The following is a 20,094-nucleotide window of genomic DNA, read 5'->3' on the forward strand; positions in this document are numbered from 1 at the left end:
TTGTTGTCAGTCTATTCTTAGTTTTTTCGGTCTCTATATAACGACTTCTGCAACAAGGACTGTTGAAGTTTTTGATGATTTAAATGGAATTGACCTATCCTGGGCGGGAATTAAGGACTTAATTCGAGTTCAAAGAACTGGAACGCGAGGAGGTCAACCATATCATGAGGTTGTCTGTTACATTAGTAGCCTCATTCATTCGGCACGAGAATTTGCTTGTGGTATTCGCGGTCATTGGAGTATCGAAAATCGCCTCCATTGGATTAAAGACGTAGTTATCAAGGAGGACGACTCAAAAATACGTATGGGTAATGCTCCGGCTAACCTCTCTGTATTGAGAGTGATCGCCATTAATATACTCCGTCGAAATGGTCATCCTTCCATCACAATTTCTCAAAGATTTCTCTCTAATGATATTGACAAACTTCTTGCCCTTGTGGAATGAAACAGCCCTGGCCCCGAAGGGGGGGTAAATGCATCACAAAATATAAAAGGACTGCTTAAAACAGTCCTTTTTCATATTTATTAAACGTTGTTTATTTAATAACGAGATTTTTTGCTCTTTAACTTTTGCTTTCTACGCCGCTTTTGAGCAGTAGATACAGCCTGTTCTACCGGATAGCCGACTACAGGAATTACCTGATATTTACGCTCTTCTTCTAACTTTTTCAGTTCAGTGTAATCAACCCAATGAATGCAGTCCACTGGACAAGTATCAATTGCTTCTTGAACAACTTCCTCTGCATCTGCATCTTGGCGAATCACACGCGATCGCCCATAATCTGGTTCAATATAAAAGGTGTTGCGCGCCACATGAGCGCAGTGTTTACAACCAATACAGGTGATTTCATCAACATAAACACCCTTTTGACGCAGCATACCACCCAATTCCGGCTCTAAACCAGAACGTTCTGGGGAATCCCGTAAAAAACCCCCTAATTCTGGTTCAAAACCGGATCGATTGTCCTCTTGTTCTTCCGGTGACGGCAGAAAATCAGCCATTACGCACTCCAGCGTTGTACTACCAGACGAATAGAACCATCTTCATTTTTTTGTTGTTCCGCAACTTGAAAGCCAACACGAGCAGTTTCTTTCATAACCGTTTGGAAAGCATACCGCTGGGTTACTTGACGCAAGAAACCATCGACAGACAAATTTTGTTGCCAATATTGCAAATCAGCCACCAATTCGTACTCTTTGCCATTCCATCTAAAACCGATGTCGTAGCCATTTTCTTGCTCAATAGTCACTTCCGCAGGATGGGTTTGACCGCGATAGCCGCGTACTTCACGCGGGCCTGGTTTCCAATCTATACCCAATTCAGTCAGAGCATCTTTCAAGGAGTCAAGGTTACGGATTTGAGTTTTAATTTGGCTAAAGTGTGACATGGTGGTGTGAATTAATTACACTAAACTACTGTGAAAATTTACCAATCGCTGTAGGTGGTTTGCGTATTCGCCACATTCGATTGCTGTACCTTAGCGGCGAAAAATTCTGAGGTTGGCTCATGAGTGACTACTTGCCCCAGCTGTGCTTCTATTGCCGCTGTAACCTCGGCGCAAGAAGCACCCACAATGCCAGTGACTTTCTCTTGTACCCGACCGTCTGGATAGATTATGAACTCTAATGTCTCCATGCCGTTGGCCAACCACGATAGTACGCTTGAATTATACTGTCTTAGCAGAAGGCTAAAAATATAGCCGTCGGAACATTTTTGATTTAGATACAAACTTACTGTTTGTTAACTAATGTTCCATCCCTCAAAATATATATCTCAGAATCTTTACAAAACTTATTATTTGAACAAGTGCATACATCCGTCATTAGTTAGTCTCTCTTAACCTCATGAATTAGTCAAGGTGACAATTGAGATCCTACGGGAAGTTCCCAAAGTACTAAAAATCAAGCATTATTCAGTAGTCTAGCCAGTTATATAAGTTACAAAAATATAAATTTTATTGAAAAACTTTATCATTATGATTAAAATTAACCTGTTCCTCAAGGGTTCGCCACGAGATAGTAGTTATCAGAAACGGCGTATACCTTTTGGGTTTAACAGTTAATACTGCGATCGCTAGCCATATATTTTTTAAACGTGCGAAAGCATCGGAAATTTTATGCTGCTTGAGTGCGTAACAGCCTCGAATCACCCTCTGCGGCAATTGTCTCAAAGCAAGAATCCATTTCAACGAACAATTTTCAGTAATCTTTTTTACACTAAGTAGCCAACATTTGTCTTTATTGAGATATCAGATAGCTCACTCGGCAAACATCTCAGCCAAGGTATCGAGAACTACTCTTTGCTCGTGGTCACTAATTTTACCAAGCTGTTTGACCAATCGAGCCTTATTCACTGTGCGAATTTGATCGAGAACAATCTGCCCTTCTTTGCCTTGAAACAGACAAGGTACGCGTGTGGGATAAACTTGTCCTTTTGTAGTCATTGGAGCAACAATAACGGTAGCAATATGACGGTTCATTTCGTCTGGCGAAATCACTACACAGGGGCGCGTTTTCTGAATTTCACTGCCAATAGTGTGGTCGAGATTAACTAGGAAAACATCAAAACGTTTGACTACCATTCCCACTCGACCCGATCCCAGTCTGTTATGCTAACGTCATCTAGTAGAACATCATCGTTTCGTTCTGCCATTTCTGCAAAAGCTTCGTCCCATCCAACCCGTAATTTTGGTGCTGCGCGAAGAATTAAGCGATCGCCATGAACCTCAATTTCCACCTCTGTGTGAATACCGCTTTGCTCTAAAAGAGGCTTGGGAATACGAACACCTTGAGAATTGCCGATTTTCACAATTCTGGTTCTAATTGCTGCGCCCATGTTTAGGTTTCTTAAGAAAGGATAGTAATTACATTGTGGGCACAATAGAATAAAGAGTCAAGTGCAGCGAAAAGTCAGGCGATCGCTTATTTGTATATGTAACGCGATCGCCCTTAACCTACCGCTTATACTGTCACTTTTTCCAGTACCAAATTAGGAGATGCTGGCTCAAAATGTAACATCATAATTTGCTCTGGGCGTAAAACCAAGAGATTCGTAAGTACGCCCATTGCAAGCGCTCCAATCCGAGGCGATCAATAACCTTCTTCAACACCACACTAATTACACAATTAATTCTAGATTGATATTTTTTTCAATCCAGACGATACCTTTGGGGAGAATAACACAGAAGCGATTTTCATAATGGATAAGAGCTTTATCATCCAATGCTTTCAAAATTTGCGTTCTATATCTACTTATATTTGTGTATTTAATCCATTTCGTTAAGTCTGAATCAATAATTTTATCTGGCTGTTTGTAGTAGAGAATAACTAGAGTTTTTTCTTCTGAATTTAATTTTGTATTTTGAATTCGTATAAAGCCATCAATTTCTGTTATTAAAGGAATTTTGGTCTCGTTAATGCTTGCAACAATTTTTCTTGCTTCATCAATACTATTAGTATGATAATTACGTATAAGTTCAATTAAAATCCAGTCTGCTGAATGTGTTACAAATAAAGAGTCAGAATAATTTGGATCTACTTCTCCACCTACATGAGCAACATTCCTTTTATTTCTTATATCAAGAAGAACTCTTGTTAATTGAGGAATAAAAAACCGGATACTTTCTGGTAAATTCGTGTTACTGGTAACACGATTGATTATTTTTTGAGTATCTAATTGTTTTCCAAATGGTGTAAAACTGCCCGTATCTAAAAATTCAATTAAACGTAGAATGCATTCACTAAAACGAGCAGCATTTAATTCAGTTGGACGAAATTTTTTTAAGAAAAAGTTTTGCTTAATATTTTGATACTCATTAAGTAATACAATCAAAATATCTTTTGGCAGCTTAGAATATAAAGCTGTTTCAATGTTGGATCTTTGAATACTCACAATTTCTATAATTTTTGAAAAGTATCTTTGTTAAGCCATTCTTCTACAGTACTTTCACCTTCGGATGTTAGATAATATAAACTTTCATGAGTTCGTCCAAAAAATTTACCGTAGTCTTTGGCGTTAGTCAAGGCTTTTGTAAAATTATCTTTTTTCACTGAAACAGTTTGATATCTTTTGGTGAGGTAGTCGTATGCTAATCCTGGTTTCACAGCGTCCTGAGTTTTCAACTCTTTGATAATATCGTACAAGGCAAGAAGGGCATACTCAACGCCAGTATCTAATTTTCTCACATCGAAGCTGTCAAATCTTGATGGTAGTTGAAGCCACTCTTCAATTTTTTTAGTTTCTTCTTTAGTTATCCGAGAACTTCGACTAGAATTCTTTCGATTTGACTTTGAATAATCAAAACCAAGAACATCTTGATTTTGCATTTCTGTAATAATTTTATTTATTTCTATACGTCCAGTAGGATTAACTTTAAAAGTTCCATCAGATTTAATGAAAAAACGGTTTGCAACATCATTAAGATGTGTTGAATAATTTTGATCGTATACTCCATTTATTCTGGCAGCTTTATTCAAGTGTTCCTTGTTAGGAACGGGTTCTTCGTGAAGGAAGTTATAAGCCCAGACATAAAGTAAACTGAATCTTTGTTGTTGAGCCTTTTTGTTCTTGCCCTTATAATCAGGATTAATTGAAATCAGAACACCCTGCCCATCTTTTTCAAAGTAATTTGAAGGGGCATTAGTTTCAAGATTACTTTGAACTGTAGTATTAATAGTTTCTTCTTGTAAAGCCCGATCGTAAAACTGTGCTTCTTCTAGTGGTTTTTGAGAAGTAGGTAAGACAGGCTGTTGTTCACGAGTCACAACACGTTGCGGATTTGCAACTGTAGTTAGAGGTACGTAACCACCCATAATAGATGCAACTTTATCAATTGAAGTATCAGTAAAAGATAAATTTACCTTCCTTGAATAATGGCTATCTGATTGTTCTTATTCTAGAGAAAAAGTATTCATAGAAGCAGAATTATCTTGAGGTATATTAACGGGACTTCCACAACTGAAGCACTTACTTTTATCCTTAAGTAGATAAGCACTACATTCTATATTTAGGCACTTCACTTGCTGCTCACAATTAAAACAGAAGTTATACGCCTCATTAATTGGAACATTACAGTATGGGCAGTTATGCACGACTTTCTCTTCTTACGTTTTTATTTATGTATTTAAGAGTGAATAGGTAACTGTTGTGTAATTAGTTAGGCTTGGGCGTAATTAATTATTACACTGACAATCCCAATCAACACGAATATCCCACGATAACCTTAAAAGTACTAATAGAACAAGTGTGTAACCACTTTTTGAGCAAAAACGCATCCTTCAGCCTCAGAAGCTAAAAAAATACAGCATAATTAACCTTTATAGCTATCAGCCAAGACGGTAAATACTGAAAGCTGTTAACTCAACTCTACAAATTGACTATGAATACAGAACAAGCGAATAAAACAATACGTGTGGGAGTACTGGGTTTTGGCGGACTCGGACAAGCCGCAGCCAAACTACTTGCAGGCAAACGGGAAATGATGTTAGTCGCAGTAGCAGATCAAAAAGGCTACGCTTACGCCGCTGAAGGTTTAAATATTCAAGAATGCATTGCAACCTACCAGTCTCAAGGTTCGGTAGGTTATCTAGAGCCAGTTGGGATATTAAGTAATAACAGTATTCAAGATTTAATCGCAACTAGTCATCCTGTAGATGGGTATTTCCTAGCTTTACCCAATCTACCTAATGATTTTATTCCTTCTGTTGCCAAGCAATTTATCCAATCTGGTTGGCGTGGGGTACTAGTGGATGCGATTAAGCGCACTAGTGCCGTAGAACAACTCTTGGTAATGAAAGAGGAACTGCAAGCAGCAGGAATTACCTACATGACAGGATGCGGCGCTACACCAGGATTGTTAACTGCTGCCGCCGCTTTAGCCGCCCAAAGCTATGCTGAAATTCACAAGGTAGAAATTACCTTTGGGGTGGGAATTGCCAACTGGGAAGCTTACCGCGCCACTGTCCGCGAGGACATTGGGCATATGCCTGGCTATACAGTAGAAACTGCCAGGGCAATGACTGACGCAGAAGTAGAAGCATTGCTAGATAAAACTAATGGCGTGTTGACTTTAGAGAACATGGAACACGCCGATGATGTAATGCTAGAAGTAGCAGGGATAGTGGGACGCGATCGCGTTACTGTTGGTGGTGTAGTTGATACCCGCAATCCTAAAAAACCCCTCAGTACCAACGTGAAAGTTACAGGGCGTACTTTTGAAGGGAAAATTTCCACCCATACCTTTACTTTAGGAGATGAAACCAGCATGGCAGCCAATGTTTGCGGCCCTGCTTTTGGCTATCTCAAAGCTGGTAGACAATTGCACCAGCGCGGCATTTATGGCATATTCACCGCTGCTGAAATCATGCCCCAGTTTGTCAATTAAAAATTAAGAATGAAAAATTAAAAATGCTAGAGAAATTCTTCTTTTGGCATTTTTAATTCTTCATTGATTTATGCTGGTGGACTTTCTGGAGAATAAGAGTCTATAAAGTTATCTTCAGTTAGCGATTGGGTTGTTTGAATAATAAATGGGAGTTCCGCTCCTATTAGACCTCTTTGGATGCGTTCTGATGTTTCATTAAAAACTACAAACAGAGGATATATAGTATTAGCTCCCTCACTTAAAATATGACTGTGGCGAGGAGGCATTAACCATTCATAATCTTTGTCTAGCCACACCTGAGTTTGTCGCCATCGTCCTAACAAATCGGAAAAATCTTCGTGAGGACGATGAATAAAGACTAAAATTTCAACACCAGTTTTGATTTTCCACTCTGGATCGCACATCAAAATTGCCACATCACAAGGTAAACAAGTCGCCTGTGAATCTGTCGTTGCAGTGCTGCGGAAGCGAACAATTGGTAAGGGAATGGCAATTACACTATCATCTGGACGGCGCAGACTGGGAATCATTTCCAAGTATGGTCGATGTTGCTTAAGTAAAGCGATCGCCGCTAAATTATTACTGTACTCCGCTAAACTCGCTTCATAGTGAGATTTTTGCACAGGCATGGGTTATTAAATTAGTTTAATAGTGAGAATTGAGAAGTTAGCAAGAAAATTGAATAATTATAAATTAGGAGTTAGGAATCAAGTATTTTAACTTCTAACTCATAACTTCTAACTTTTACTTAGCCTAGCTTTTCAAATACCTTGAACAGAGGCAAATACATCGCTAAAATAATCGTACCAACCATGCCCCCTAGAACTACAATCATCAGTGGTTCCAAAATACTAGTTAGTGCTTTGACAGTTTGCTCAACTTCATCTTCATAAAAATCAGCAATTTTCATCAACATTGCATCTAATTCCCCAGTTTCCTCACCGATATTAATCATTTGAATTGCCATAGCCGGAAAAACTTTTTCTTTTTGCAAGGCAATGCTAATCATGCCTCCTTGTTGAATTTCTAAACGTGCTGCATCTATGGCATTAGAAACCACTTGGTTTCCTGATGTATCCCGTACAATTTCCAAAGAAGTCAGAATCGGTACACCTGAGCGAGTCAAAGCACCAAAGGTTCGGCTAAAGCGAGCAACTGAAGATTTTTGAATCAACTCACCAAACAATGGCATCTTCAGTGAAAGACGGTCAATAGTTTCCTTGCCAACGCGAGTTTTGTAGTACTGTTTATAGGCAATTCCCGCACCTATAAAAAAAAGTACGATCGCTAAAGACCAAAAACTTCTCAAAATTTCACTACAAGTCATCAAAAATTGGGTAAGAGCAGGCAACTCAGTTCCTAAATCTTTGAAAATCCCAGCAAAAATAGGAATAAGAAAAACTGTCATCCCAACAAAGATGCTAGTAGCTAAAAAACCGACAACAACTGGATAAGCCAGAGCAGATTTAATTTGGTTTTGTAATCGGGCAACATCTTCTAATAACTTGGCTAAACGACTCAGTACTTCGTCTAGTACACCACCAACTTCACCAGCCTGAATCATACTGACATACAAACCATCAAAGCAATCAGGATGCTTACGCATTGCATCTGAAAGGTTGACCCCGCTTTGAACATCATTGCTAATATCAATTAAGGCTTGTTTCATTTTTGGATTGGTACATTGATCGGACAGCACCCCCAAACTTCTGACAATTGCCACGCCAGCATTGATTAAAGTAGCAAGTTGACGAGAAAAAACAGCTTTTTCTTTAATCGGAACTTTGGCAAAAGAGTTTTGAAATTTTTTAAAATCAAAGCTTGCCTGAAAGCCTTGAGATTGTTTTAGTTCTTGGACTACAAAACCTTTATCTCTGAGGTTAGTACGGGCTTGTGCCAAGGATTCGGCACTAATTTTTTCTGTTCTAGATTGTCCTTTTGAATCCCGAACACGGGCAACAAATGTTGGCATGGTTTAATAAATACAAAGTTTAAAATGAGAAAATTGGTAATTTTAAAAGTTAGGAGTTAGAAGTGAAGAGTTAGCAATTAAAATCTCTAACTCATCAACGCCACTTGTAACAACGGGGCGGAACGCCTTTTCGTAGGGTAGGAAGTGCCGTGGAAACTCCCTCTCTCGCACTGTCTCACCACGCAACTGGCTCCACAAGGCAGTGGCTCCTCATAACTCATTGCTTTCCGATTAACCACGACCAGTTTTAATCAAAGATAAAGTTTAATGCGCTTTAGCTGCCGCAACACCTGGTTTTGCACCTCCTGGTGGTGGTGCAGTACCAATCAGACGTTGAATTTCGTCTGGCTTAGAAGTCTTAGACATTGCCGCTTCAAAGGATATAGTTCCGGCTTTGTAATAATCAGCTAAAACTTTCTCTAAAGTTTGCATCCCCAATTTGCCACCGGTTTGAATAGCTGAGTAAATTTGAGATGTTTTGCCTTCTCGAATCAAGTTAGAAATAGCAGGAGTGACGATCAAAATTTCTTGGGCCATTACCCGACCATATTCACCTGGTTTGGGATTTTTCTTTGATACTAAGGTCTGACTAAAAACTGCTACCAGTGAGTTAGATAACTGCACTCTTACTTGTGTTTGTCTTTCATGCGGGAAAACGTCAATAATCCGGTCAACAGTTTGTGCAGCAGAACTGGTATGCAGCGTCCCAAATACTAAGTGTCCTGTTTCCGCCGCTGAAATCGCCAAAGAAATTGTTTCCAAATCTCGCATTTCCCCCACCAGAATAATATCTGGATCTTCCCGTAGGGCTGCTTTCAAAGCATTAGCAAAGCTTTTAGTATCTTCACCCAATTGCCGCTGGTGGACTAAGCTTTTGATCGGTTCGTAAACAAATTCAATTGGGTCTTCCACCGTCAAAATATGCTCTGCTTTGGTGCGGTTAATTAAGTCGATCATTGCCGCTAGGGTAGTAGTTTTACCAGAACCGGTAGGACCTGTAACCAAAATCAACCCTCTGGGCTTATCAGACATTTCCCGCACTACATCTGGCAAACCTAATTTTTCAAAGTTAGGAATTTTAGAACTCAATGCTCGTAAACAAGCGGCATAAGCACCACGTTCTTTATAGACATTGACCCGGAAGCGAGCTAAACCCTTCACACCATACGAGCAATCCAATTCCCAGGTTTGTTCTAAAGTTTTACGCTGGGTATTGTTGAGCATACTAAAAATCAGTCTTTGACACTGATCGGCCGACATAACCTCATCGCCAATGGGAGTGAGTTTACCACTGATGCGGAAGTAGGGAGGTAAACCTGCGGATAAATGCATATCCGAACCACCCATTTCAATCAGTTGTTCCATCAAGTCTTCAATCATCAATTCCATAGTTTTGCTTCCTTTTATTAGTTGTTAATTTTTGCTTTGCTACTAACCACTGACTATTTACTAATCTTCAAACCGAGGTGTCATACAGTAGGGACAATCCAGCCATTCTGGTTTTAATTCGGCACTACAAGTTCTACAAGTAAGACCGCTTTTGCGTTTGGCTTTTAACTCAGCTTCCAAACCTGTATCAGTAAAGGTTACTCGTTCTACTTCTTCTAGAGTGGTTGCACCTTGGCGTACTAAGTCCAAACTGTAGGCAAGTAAGGTTTTCATCCCTTCTTCTACTGCCACTTCTTTGATACGTTCTGTGGATGCTTCTTTGTTAATCAGAGTTTGCAAATTTTCGGTAATACGCATAACTTCATAAACACCACAACGTCCTTTGTAACCAACACCATTACATGCTGGGCAAAGCTGATTTTTAGCTTTGGCTTCTGCAACTGCTTCTGTTGTCAAGGTGTTAGCTTTGTAGAAAGTTACTCCTACATCCTGAGAAGCAGATAGACCATAGCGAGCCAGTTCTTCAGTTGTAGGAGTATAAGGAATGCGGCAATCGGAACATACACGCCGCACTAAGCGCTGTGCTAAAACGCCAATTAAAGAGCTAGAAACCATGAAAGGTTCAATGCCCATTTCTCCTAAACGAGCGATCGCTCCTGGGGCATCATTGGTATGTAAAGTAGTTAATACTAAGTGGCCAGTCAAAGCAGCTTCAATAGCTGTTTTTGCCGTTTCTTTGTCCCGCGTTTCACCCACAAGCAACACATCTGGGTCTTGTCGCAAAAACGCCCGTAACGCTGTTGCAAAATCCAGTCCTTTTTCCCGAATTACCTGTACTTGAGTAATCCCTGGCAAGCTATACTCAATCGGGTCTTCTACAGTACTGATATTAATTCCAGGAGAGTTCTTTTCTGACAGTGCCGAATACAGCGAGGTCGTTTTACCCGAACCAGTCGGCCCTGTTACCAAAATCAAACCAAAAGGCTTGGCGACCATATCCTGGACAATCTGCAAAGTCTCTGGATCGGTAATTAATTTATTTAATCCTAGTTGAGTGGACGAGTTATCCAAAATCCGCAGTACTACCTTTTCCCCATAGCGGCTGGGCAAGGTATTCACACGAAAATCTACCTTCCGTCCCTCAAATATCCGGCGGATACGTCCATCTTGAGGTAAACGCCGTTCGGCAATATCTAGATTAGAAATGATTTTAAATCTGGCTGTAACCGCTGGAATGATTTTTTTTGGAAGTTCTGGGAAAGCTTCCCGCAGCACGCCATCCTTACGAAAACGAATGCGTAAATTTTCTTCTTGGGGTTCGATGTGAATATCAGAAACTTTCTCATGCAAAGCTTTAGCAAGAATTCTATTCACCAGGCTGATCACAGGGGCATCCTCAGCACCCTTCATGGCTGCCCCTAAGTCAGCCTCCATATCATCTGGGGCATCTTCTAAATCGAGATTGCCAAGATTTTCTAAATCTTGATTGATATCTGTAAACTTTTCTTGTTCTAGGTGCTTTTGCCGTACTGCTAACTCATCCAAGTATTGGTTAATCAGCTGCTGATAATCTTCCTGTGTAATCACCATGCGCTGTAATGCCAGACCTTGTGGGCGCAAGATGCGGTTCAAGTCATCCGAAGCTTCTAAATTATCCGGATCGACCATTGCCACTAAAACACAGGGCGGATTTTGGTCTTCATTTTTTGATAGCGGTACTAAGCGATGACGACGACAAATATCGACGGGGATCAAGGTTTCAATCAGGTTCCCCACCATCGTGTTGCCAATGTTGTTGACTTCCGGATCGAGGAATTCAACACCGTAGAGTATTTTAAGTTCAAATAGCTGCTGTTTCTTATACTGCCTGAGGAACTCAGGTGATAGTTGTCGCCCAGTGATTGACTCCAGCACTTCCGTTAGGGGTCTGCCAGACTTGCGGCTTTCAATCAGTGCTTGCCTCATCTGTTCGGTATTGACATAGCCAGACTGTACTAGCTTGTTACCAAAGGGTGAAAACTCTGTTCTTGTAGTTAGAGCGGTACTGCGCCGTTGTGGTGACGAGTGGGTCATAGGTGAGCAATGAGTAGGGAAAACCTCTGGTTAAAGTATTCCCAGGCTGGGGCACAGAATTTTCATTTACACTTAGCAAATTCATTTCAACCATAGGATCGAGTGTAAAGAATCAACAGATGAAGTATGAAGGATAAAAGATGAAGTGTGAAGCGGGCGTAAGGGCATAGCACCTGTACAGTAAAGTGTGAAGTATAAAATTGAAATCTTCACTCTTTAGCCTGAATATTTCGTCTTTCGTCCCTACTCGTTCGGGTTAACCGCCCTTAGAGCGTTTGCGCTAAGGTGTTCGCCATTTGTCACAATAAGAGGACGGTGACATCACTTCCAGGAAAATGTCGGCAATAAAATCGGCTTCAGTTGCAACCCTTGAATAGCAATGGTTGCAAACTGTGGCGATTTACTATCGCAAACAACATCTGGAATGAGTAGACAATGATGGACGAAAATAAACAGATAAACAATACAAGCCAGCAACTGGGTGAACCAACAGAGGTAAAGCAAGTAATGATGAGCGACTCCCCAACTCAAATCAATTCCAACGAATCTGGCAGCGAGGTTACTGAGCAAGTGGCAGCCCCAAACAATGTACCGGGAGATACGACACTTACACCAGAAAATGGCGTTGCTGCATCTGAGAAGACAGAAGCACAAACAGCAGCTTTGACAGAATTGACTCAACAAATCGAGTCTTTAAAAGCGCAACTAGAAGAACGCAATACTCAATACATGCGGATTGCCGCAGATTTTGAGAATTACCGTAAACGTACTAGTAAAGAAAAAGAAGAACTAGACGCGCAAGTAAAGCGGAACACGATTCTGGAATTGCTGCCAGTAGTCGATAATTTTGAACGGGCGCGATCGCATCTCAAGCCACAATCTGAAGGCGAGATGACAATTCACAAAAGTTATCAAGGCGTTTACAAACAATTGGTTGATTCCTTGAAGCGCTTAGGTGTGTCGCCCATGCGTCCTGACGGTCAAGAATTCGATCCCAACCTGCATGAGGCAGTAATGCGGGAACCTACGGATGAACATCCTGAAGGAACAGTGTTAGAAGAGTTAGTACGCGGATATTATTTGGGCGATCGCGTGCTACGCCATGCCATGGTGAAGGTGGCTGCTCCTAAGGAAGATACGTCATCTGCATCGGAAAATCAGTCTTCAGCTGATAGTTAAGCTGGAGTTGCTCGCCTCATTGACCAAAAGCCTAGGTTCTAGCAAAGGCGAGCATCGCATATCTTCACAAGGATGAGGCTGTTGAGGTTGGTTAAACTTTAACAGCCTGCCTTTTGATAGCAGTTCGTTCGGATGCAGAAAGCGATTTTCTCAAAACCAGCCGACCCTAGGGCAACTTTGTGTATTTATTCTGCAACAGTAGATTCACAAAAGCCTTTGCGCGCTTTAGCCAGTACAAAAGATAGCCCGCGAAAGATCGCGGCAGAAGCATTTCAGTAAAAATACTGTACGTATGGGAAAAGTTATTGGGATCGACTTAGGCACAACTAACAGTTGCGTCGCAGTTTTGGAAGGTGGGCAACCGATTGTAATCGCCAGTTCTGAAGGCGGACGAACCACTCCGAGTATTGTGGGATTTGGCAAGGGTGGCGATCGCTTAGTCGGTCAGCTGGCAAAGCGCCAAGCCGTAACTAATGCTGAGAACACAATTTACAGTATCAAGCGATTCATCGGTCGTCGCTGGGAGGATACTGACACCGAACGCGATCGCGTACCTTATAGCTGTGTTAAAGGTAGGGACGATACCGTTGATGTCCACATTCGCGGGCGTAACTACACACCGCAAGAAATATCTGCCATGATCCTGCAAAAGCTCAAACAGGATGCGGAAAACTTTTTAGGTGAAGCAGTCACTCAGGCAGTAATTACCGTACCGGCATATTTCACAGACGCTCAAAGACAAGCAACTAAAGATGCTGGTACGATTGCTGGGCTAGAAGTCTTACGAATTATTAACGAACCAACCGCCGCAGCTCTCGCCTTTGGATTGGATAAGCAAGACCAAGAGCAGCTGATTTTAGTCTTTGACTTGGGAGGCGGTACTTTTGACGTATCCATTTTGCAGCTTGGGGATGGAGTTTTTGAAGTTAAGGCCACTTGCGGTAATAACCAATTGGGTGGAGACGACTTTGATAACTGTATTGTGCGTTGGATGATTGAACGCTTCCAGCAGCAAGAGAAAATCGACCTTTCCCAAGATAAAATGGCGCTGCAACGCTTGCGGGAGGCAGCGGAAAAGGCCAAAATTGAACTTTCCAATATGGCAAATACCTCCATCAACTTGCCATTCATCACCGCCGATGAAACAGGGCCAAAGCATATGGAGATGGAACTCAGCCGCTCCAAATTTGAGGAATTGGCAGCTCACTTAATCGAAGCGACCATCGAACCGATGATCCAGGCGTTGAAGGACGCAGACCTGAAACCGCAAAATATAGATCGGATTATTTTGGTAGGTGGCTCGACTCGGATTCCCGCAGTCCAAAACGCGCTAATTAAGTTCTTTAATGGTAAAGCCCCCGATCGCTCTGTCAATCCTGATGAAGCAGTAGCGCTAGGAGCTGCAATTCAAGCTGGGGTATTGGGTGGTGAAGTTGATAATCTGCTGTTGTTAGATGTCACCCCGTTGTCCTTGGGAATTGAAACTTTAGGAGAAGTGTTCACCAAAATCATCGAACGCAACACCACAATTCCTACGAGCAAGTCGCAAGTGTTTTCCACAGCAATTGATGGACAAATCTCAGTGGAAATTCACGTCCTTCAGGGCGAACGGGCAATGGCAAGAGATAATAAAAGTCTTGGCAAGTTTCTCTTAGCAGGAATTCCCCCGGCTCCCCGTGGCGTACCGCAAATAGAAGTATCTTTTGAAATTGATGTCAACGGTATCCTCAAAGTTGGGGCGCAAGACAAAGGTACAGGTAGAGAGCAGAGTATTCGGATTACTAATACAGGTGGCTTAAGTGCCAATGAAGTAGAAAGAATGCGGCAAGAGGCAGAAGTTTTTGCCGAAGATGACAGAAGACGCAAAGAATTGGTAGAACTCAAAAACCAAGGAGATAATCTTTTGGCTAGCTATGAATCTACCTTGAAGGATAATGCCAACTGGATTGGCGAACAAATGAAGGCTTTAGCTCAGGAAAAAGTCATACAACTCCAAGCTGTAATGAATAATCCGGGAATTTCTCTCCAAGAATTTCGCTCCTGCTTAGATGACTTCCAACAATCTCTATTTGCTATTGGGGCTGATGTTTACAATCGAGCTAACGAGCAAAACACTGATGAAGTTGAAAAAGCTTCAGATAGTCAGTTCCCTTCAGACTTGGATCGCCCCATGAATGGAACACTAATACCACAATTTAACTTTGATTTTGATGAGGAAAATACTGCACAAGCTGATTACGAAGCGATAGATTAGGGATTGGGGATCGAGGATTGAGTATTAGACATAAGGGATTATCAGAATTGTTTCCTAATTACCCAGTCACCCTTCGGGTTCGCAGTCGCCTACGGAGGGAAACCCTCCCGTAGCGCTGTCTCACCAGTTCCCAATCCCCAGTGCTAAGTTTGCTAGATTGTAGAAGCAAATTGCCTCGAACTAAATTGTGTTCCAATACAAAAGCGATCTAATGCATATGGGGGGTTTTCCACACCTGATGGTGCGGCTAGCCCCTCTGGTTCATAAGGGGGTTTTCCCATCCTACGTAGCACAATTAGAAAAGAGACAGACTTAGGCAGAGATAAATCTAACGCTCTGCCTCCTTTGCGGCTAAATTTGGGTAGCTTTTTTCGTCTTCGATGCAAAAGCACCTGTAGCTAAAAACTAACTAGTTATTTTTGTAAAAGGTAAAAGGTAAAAGGTAAAATCAATTATTAATAAAAATTAACTTTTTGCCTTCTGCCCTACCCTACGGGAACGCTTTTGAGAACGGGCGATCCTCGTGCCTCGCTAACGTTCTTCAAATCGGCAGTTCCTCCACTTGGTGAGTGAGTCGCAGTCTTGGCGCTCTGCGTCGATTGCGAACTCAGGAACCCGAAGGGGGTTCGCCACTTGCCACCCTTCGCACGCGCCAAGACGGCAAGTGGACTCACCAAGACTAGGGTCTGCCTTAGCTCCTGTCTCCTGCCTTCTGCCTTCCGCTTTCTTCCTTCTAACTTTTACCTTTGTTATATGGCCCGCGACTACTATGAAATTCTGGGTGTCTCTCGTGACGCCGACAAAGAAGAAATTAAACAAGCCTATCGCCGTTTAGCCCGGAAGTATCACCCAGATGTCAACAAAGAACCGGGGGCGGAGGAACGCTTTAAGGAAATTAACCGCGCTTATGAAGTTCTTTCTGAGCCAGAAACGCGAGAGCGTTACAACCGTTTTGGCGAAGCAGGTGTCTCTGGAGGTGCTGGTGTCGGTTTTCAAGATATGGGTGACATGGGTGGTTTTGCCGATATCTTTGAAAGCATTTTCAGCGGCTTTGCTGGTAGCGGCGTAGGCGGTCAAACGCAAAGACGGCGCAGCGGCCCAGTGCGGGGTGATGATTTACGGTTAGACCTGAAGTTAGATTTTCGAGAAGCGGTATTTGGTGGTGAAAAAGAAATTCGGATTTCGCATCTCGAAACTTGTGAAGTCTGTAGCGGCTCTGGTGCGAAACCCGGAACTCGCCCTCGGACTTGTGCAACTTGTAGCGGTTCGGGTCAAGTCCGTCGGGTCACGAGAACGCCTTTCGGTAGCTTCACTCAAGTCTCGACTTGTCCCACCTGTAACGGTACAGGAATGGTAGTTGAAGACAAATGTGATTCTTGTGATGGTAAGGGCACAAATCAAGTCACCAAGAAACTCAAAATTACGATTCCAGCTGGGGTAGACAATGGTACGCGTTTGCGGATATCCCAAGAAGGAGATGCAGGTCAACGTGGTGGTCCTGCTGGAGATTTGTACGTTTACTTGTTTGTAAATGAGGATGAAGAATTCCAAAGAGATGGCATCAACGTTCTCTCAGAAATTAAAGTCAGCTACTTACAAGCGGTTTTAGGTTGCCGTTTAGAAGTAAATACAGTAGATGGACCAGTAGAACTGATAATTCCAGCGGGAACCCAGCCAAATACAGTGATGAAGTTGGAAAATCGCGGTGTGCCTCGTTTGGGAAATCCTGTTAGTCGAGGCGATCATCTGCTGACGGTATTAATTGATATTCCGACTAAAGTAACCCCAGAGGAGAGAGAGTTGCTGGAGAAGCTGGCTAAAATTAAAGGAGACCGTACTGGTAAAGGTGGTCTAGAAGGATTCTTGGGAAATCTATTTAAGTGATGAGTCTATCTTCCCTTTCAACTCCCGATGCTCAACTCGATTTGCGCGGCACCCCTTGCCCGATCAATTTTGTGCGGACAAAACTACGTCTGGAACAAATGCCATCGGGAAGTTTGCTGGAAGTATGGCTAGATACCGGAGAGCCAATTGAGCAGGTTCCTGATAGCCTGACAATGGCAGGTTATCACATAGAACAAATTACAGACTGCACTGGCTACTTTTCCCTGTTAGTCCGCCGTCCTGTGACTACCTAATGAAAGGGGAAGTTATTTCTACTACCGGACAGTTACTTGGTACGGTACTGGCTGTACAGGCAAATTTTTATCGAGTACAGCTGGAGCGAGAGGATAGGGAGCAGGAGAGCAAAAAAGCAGAGGAAAACGTAAATTCCGATGCTTCTGTCCCAGTTCTTCTATGTACGCGTAGAACACGCTTGAAAAAAATTGGACAACAGGTAATGGTGGGCGATCGCGTCGTTGTAGAAGAGCCAGATTGGGCTGGAGGACGAGGGGCGATCGCTGATGTTCTGCCCCGTCAAACTCAGCTAGATCGTCCACCAATTGCCAATACGAACCAAATCCTCTTAGTTTTTGCTGTTGCCGACCCGCCTTTAGAACCTTATCAGCTCAGTCGATTTCTAGTTAAGGCAGAGTCTACTGACCTAGATGTACTTTTGTGTCTTAATAAAAGCGATTTAGTCTCGCCACAGGTACAACAGCAAATTAGCGATCGCCTTTTAAATTGGGGCTATAGCCCAATATTTATCAGCGTTCAAAATCAAATTAATATCGACCAAGCAGCCAACTATCTAAATCATAAAATTACTGTAATTGCCGGGCCTTCTGGCGTAGGTAAATCTAGCCTGATTAATGCGCTGATTCCCACTGCCAACCTGCGAGTGGGAGAAGTTTCTGGCAAATTAGCTCGCGGTCGCCACACAACCCGCCATGTAGAATTATTTGAATTGCCCAGCGGTGGTTTACTGGCAGATACTCCTGGCTTTAATCAGCCTGACTTGGATTGTCCTCCAGAAGAATTAGTATATTATTTCCCAGAGGCTAGAGAGCGGTTAGCAGTTGCTAGCTGTCGGTTTAGTGATTGCCTGCATCGAGATGAGCCTGATTGTGCAGTGCGTGGAGACTGGGAGCGCTATCAACATTATTTAGAATTTTTGGATGAAGCGATCGCCCGGCAAATCCAGCTGAATCAACAAGCCGATCCGGAATCTACTTTGAAATTAAAAACCAAAGGCAAAGGCCAAAGTCAATACGAACCCAAGTTGGAAAGTAAAAAATACCGTCGTGTCTCTCGCCGGACTCAACTGCAAGCGCTGCAAGATTTGTATCAGGACGAGGAATAGGGAGTAAGCTGTCGCGTATTTAATTTGTACATCTTTATCGTGTTGACTGTTGATGGACTGTTAACTGTCAGCAGTTAACGAACCTCAGATAATCGTGATACGTAATCCCTCAGCTCAGTTTGGGTTAAGAAGATTTTGCTGCTAAACTTCCACACAAGTTCTGAAAAATCGAACCACAGAGAGAAGTGCGGTCTTGGGCTTTGCCCCTTCGGGTTCGGAAGTTTCAACTCGACGGGAACCGGAGGCACTCCGTTGGACGGGTTTCCCGGCTTGAAGGAAGTGCCATCCAAGACTTGAACTTCCTCACCAAGTGGAGGAGACAGTGCTGTGGGCGGGTTTCCCGACTTGAGGCAACTGTCGTCAACTTCGGAGGGTTCCCCCCGCCCTTGCAAACTTCGGTGATTCAGCACTCAATAGAAGCATTCCTAGAATTTTTGCAGAAGTGCACTACCTGTTCCTTGAAACATTAACCATGAAAGAAAGAAGTTGCTGATAAATATAATTAGCAAGGCTGTAACAACAGCAGTTGTCGTTGATTGTCCCACGCCTTTGGCTCCTCCCGTGGTTGTCAAGCCCCAACTGCAACCAATTACGGCGATTAACAAGCCAAAGCAACATGCTTTGACCATCGCGCTCACAATATCCCCAACACCTACAAGGTTGCGAACTGAGTCCAGAAATACGCTGTCAGAAATACTATATATAGTCGTCGCAATTATCAATCCCCCCACCATTCCTGTCACCAAAGACAGAAGAGTTAAAATTGGTAGCATTAAGCAGCAAGCAAGTACGCGGGGAATCACTAGATAGTCAATTGGATCGGTTCTTAAAATCAACATAGCGTCGATTTGTTCTGTCACCCGCATAGTACCAATTTCTGCTGCGAAGGCAGAACCAACTCGCCCCGCCAAAACTACTGCTGTCAACACGGGAGATAGTTCTCTTGTCAAGGCTACTGCCAGTACTCCGCCGACAAGGTTTCCAGCACCAAAGTTAATAAACTCCCGCGCTACTTGAATGGTAAACACTGCCCCGACAAAAACAGCCGTCAATAGGGCAATAAACAGAGAATCTGGGCCAACGGCAGCCATTTGATCTAAAGTGTTGCGCCAATTAATTTTGCCTTTCACTAGGTGAATTATCACCTGTCCACCTAAGAAAATGGCTGCCAGCAACCGTTGACTCCATGCTCCTAAACTGGATTTGGATGTAGTTTCGCTCAATGTTCTTTGGCTAACTCGGTAACTGCCTTAAGAATAGCGGAATTTATTAGCCATTAGTTATCAGTTCTTTTCTTCCCCATCTCTCCCTGCTCTTTCTATCTCATCTCTAAGCTAATCTGTCTTTAAGTTGCACAATCCTTTGCCTTAGAAAGACGCGGAGAGAAGTTGCGTGCAAAGAGAAGTGCGGTCTTGGGCTTTGCCCCTTCGGGTTCGGAAGTTTCAACTCGACGGGAACCGCCAAGACTTGAACTTCCTCACCAAGTGGAGCAACTTCGGAGGGTTCCCCCCGCCCTTGCAAACTTCGGGGGATGCAATTTGAATGATTATCAGCTTACCCACATCTTCAATTCCGGTAAAACATTAACTTAGTTTAAAAC

General features: G+C 42.6%; 23 protein-coding genes. 8 read left to right on the top strand and 15 right to left on the bottom strand.

The window, feature by feature from the left end; genetic code table 11:
- Positions 1-445 (top strand): ISAs1 family transposase (locus tag I8752_RS23130; protein WP_214434601.1); only part of this gene is annotated, 445 nt, incomplete at its 5' end.
- Positions 446-540: 95 nt separating this feature from the next.
- Here the strand turns inward: I8752_RS23130 and I8752_RS23135 are convergent.
- From I8752_RS23135 to I8752_RS23170, 8 genes are all read right to left on the bottom strand, one after another.
- Positions 541-1,002 (bottom strand): ferredoxin, encoded by a 462-nt coding sequence (locus I8752_RS23135; RefSeq protein ID WP_214434602.1) that lies wholly within the window; start codon positions 1,000-1,002, stop codon positions 541-543.
- Entirely contained in the window at positions 1,002-1,388 is a 387-nt protein-coding gene (locus tag I8752_RS23140; protein WP_214434603.1) for a DUF1257 domain-containing protein, read from the bottom strand. Before I8752_RS23140 ends, I8752_RS23135 begins: the two co-directional genes overlap by 1 nt.
- A 38-nt stretch (positions 1,389-1,426) precedes the next feature.
- Entirely contained in the window at positions 1,427-1,636 is a 210-nt protein-coding gene (locus I8752_RS23145; protein ID WP_214434604.1) for a DUF2997 domain-containing protein, read from the bottom strand.
- A gap of 319 nt (positions 1,637-1,955) precedes the next feature.
- A complete protein-coding gene (locus I8752_RS23150; RefSeq protein WP_214434605.1) occupies positions 1,956-2,189 on the bottom strand; it encodes a hypothetical protein in 234 nt (77 codons plus the stop codon).
- Positions 2,190-2,258: 69 nt separating this feature from the next.
- Positions 2,259-2,582: a type II toxin-antitoxin system PemK/MazF family toxin gene (locus I8752_RS23155; protein WP_225895855.1), complete on the bottom strand. Its 324-nt coding sequence runs from the start codon at positions 2,580-2,582 to the stop codon at positions 2,259-2,261.
- Positions 2,576-2,836: an AbrB/MazE/SpoVT family DNA-binding domain-containing protein gene (locus I8752_RS23160; RefSeq protein WP_214434607.1), complete on the bottom strand. Its 261-nt coding sequence runs from the start codon at positions 2,834-2,836 to the stop codon at positions 2,576-2,578. Before I8752_RS23160 ends, I8752_RS23155 begins: the two co-directional genes overlap by 7 nt.
- Positions 2,837-3,118: 282 nt before the next feature.
- Complete coding sequence (locus I8752_RS23165; protein WP_214434608.1) at positions 3,119-3,892, bottom strand: hypothetical protein; 774 nt, start codon at positions 3,890-3,892, stop codon at positions 3,119-3,121.
- A 5-nt stretch (positions 3,893-3,897) separates the two neighbouring features.
- The gene (locus tag I8752_RS23170) at positions 3,898-4,812 is read right to left on the bottom strand and encodes a hypothetical protein (RefSeq protein WP_214434609.1); all 915 of its coding nucleotides are present in this window, start codon (positions 4,810-4,812) and stop codon (positions 3,898-3,900) included.
- A gap of 566 nt (positions 4,813-5,378) precedes the next feature.
- Between I8752_RS23170 and bioU the strand changes: the two genes are divergently transcribed.
- Entirely contained in the window at positions 5,379-6,383 is a 1,005-nt protein-coding gene (gene bioU / locus I8752_RS23175) for a (S)-8-amino-7-oxononanoate synthase BioU (RefSeq protein WP_214434610.1), read from the top strand.
- 68 nt (positions 6,384-6,451) lie between these two features.
- On the opposite strand, the gene I8752_RS23180 is transcribed toward bioU, so the two are convergent.
- The 5 genes from I8752_RS23180 to I8752_RS23200 all read right to left on the bottom strand — a co-directional run bounded on the left by I8752_RS23180 (position 6,452) and on the right by I8752_RS23200 (position 11,817).
- Positions 6,452-7,012, bottom strand: coding sequence for a hypothetical protein (locus I8752_RS23180; protein WP_214434611.1), 561 nt, complete (start codon positions 7,010-7,012; stop codon positions 6,452-6,454).
- Positions 7,013-7,131: 119 nt separating this feature from the next.
- A complete protein-coding gene (locus tag I8752_RS23185) occupies positions 7,132-8,355 on the bottom strand; it encodes a type II secretion system F family protein (RefSeq protein ID WP_214434612.1) in 1,224 nt (407 codons plus the stop codon).
- Between the two features lie 42 nt (positions 8,356-8,397).
- Positions 8,398-8,553 carry a hypothetical protein gene (locus I8752_RS23190; protein WP_214434613.1) on the bottom strand — a complete coding sequence of 52 codons (156 nt, stop codon included), beginning with the start codon at positions 8,551-8,553 and terminating at the stop codon, positions 8,398-8,400.
- A 66-nt stretch (positions 8,554-8,619) separates the two neighbouring features.
- Positions 8,620-9,744, bottom strand: a complete 1,125-nt coding sequence (locus I8752_RS23195; RefSeq protein WP_214434614.1) for a type IV pilus twitching motility protein PilT — start codon at positions 9,742-9,744, stop codon at positions 8,620-8,622.
- A gap of 60 nt (positions 9,745-9,804) precedes the next feature.
- Positions 9,805-11,817, bottom strand: coding sequence for a GspE/PulE family protein (locus tag I8752_RS23200; RefSeq protein ID WP_214434615.1), 2,013 nt, complete (start codon positions 11,815-11,817; stop codon positions 9,805-9,807).
- 435 nt (positions 11,818-12,252) lie between these two features.
- Between I8752_RS23200 and grpE the strand changes: the two genes are divergently transcribed.
- The 3 genes from grpE (at position 12,253) to dnaK (ending at position 15,250) form a co-directional block, all read left to right on the top strand.
- Entirely contained in the window at positions 12,253-12,996 is a 744-nt protein-coding gene (grpE, locus tag I8752_RS23205; RefSeq protein ID WP_214434616.1) for a nucleotide exchange factor GrpE, read from the top strand.
- A gap of 132 nt (positions 12,997-13,128) precedes the next feature.
- A complete protein-coding gene (locus I8752_RS23210; RefSeq protein ID WP_214434617.1) occupies positions 13,129-13,275 on the top strand; it encodes a hypothetical protein in 147 nt (48 codons plus the stop codon).
- Between the two features lie 13 nt (positions 13,276-13,288).
- Positions 13,289-15,250, top strand: a complete 1,962-nt coding sequence (dnaK, locus tag I8752_RS23215; protein WP_214434618.1) for a molecular chaperone DnaK — start codon at positions 13,289-13,291, stop codon at positions 15,248-15,250.
- A 485-nt stretch (positions 15,251-15,735) separates the two neighbouring features.
- Here the strand turns inward: dnaK and I8752_RS23220 are convergent, their stop codons facing one another.
- Positions 15,736-15,927, bottom strand: coding sequence for a hypothetical protein (locus I8752_RS23220; protein ID WP_214434619.1), 192 nt, complete (start codon positions 15,925-15,927; stop codon positions 15,736-15,738).
- A 76-nt stretch (positions 15,928-16,003) separates the two neighbouring features.
- Here I8752_RS23220 and dnaJ point away from each other — a divergent pair, with 76 nt between their 5' ends.
- The 3 genes from dnaJ to rsgA are packed head-to-tail and all read left to right on the top strand — an operon-like array spanning position 16,004 to position 18,494.
- On the top strand, positions 16,004-17,134 hold the full coding sequence (gene dnaJ / locus I8752_RS23225) for a molecular chaperone DnaJ (protein WP_214434620.1): 1,131 nt from the start codon (positions 16,004-16,006) through the stop codon (positions 17,132-17,134).
- Positions 17,134-17,388, top strand: a complete 255-nt coding sequence (locus I8752_RS23230; RefSeq protein ID WP_214434621.1) for a sulfurtransferase TusA family protein — start codon at positions 17,134-17,136, stop codon at positions 17,386-17,388. The genes dnaJ and I8752_RS23230 overlap by 1 nt, the downstream gene beginning before the upstream one ends.
- Positions 17,388-18,494 carry a small ribosomal subunit biogenesis GTPase RsgA gene (gene rsgA / locus I8752_RS23235; protein WP_214434622.1) on the top strand — a complete coding sequence of 369 codons (1,107 nt, stop codon included), beginning with the start codon at positions 17,388-17,390 and terminating at the stop codon, positions 18,492-18,494. The genes I8752_RS23230 and rsgA overlap by 1 nt, the downstream gene beginning before the upstream one ends.
- Positions 18,495-18,919: 425 nt before the next feature.
- On the opposite strand, the gene I8752_RS23240 is transcribed toward rsgA, so the two are convergent.
- Entirely contained in the window at positions 18,920-19,717 is a 798-nt protein-coding gene (locus I8752_RS23240) for an MlaE family lipid ABC transporter permease subunit (protein WP_214434623.1), read from the bottom strand.
- Between the last annotated feature and the right edge of the window lie 377 nt (positions 19,718-20,094).

Origin of the sequence: Dendronalium phyllosphericum CENA369, from assembly GCF_016056275.1 — a bacterium.
In the GTDB taxonomy this organism is placed as follows: Bacteria; Cyanobacteriota; Cyanobacteriia; order Cyanobacteriales; family Nostocaceae; genus Dendronalium; species Dendronalium phyllosphericum.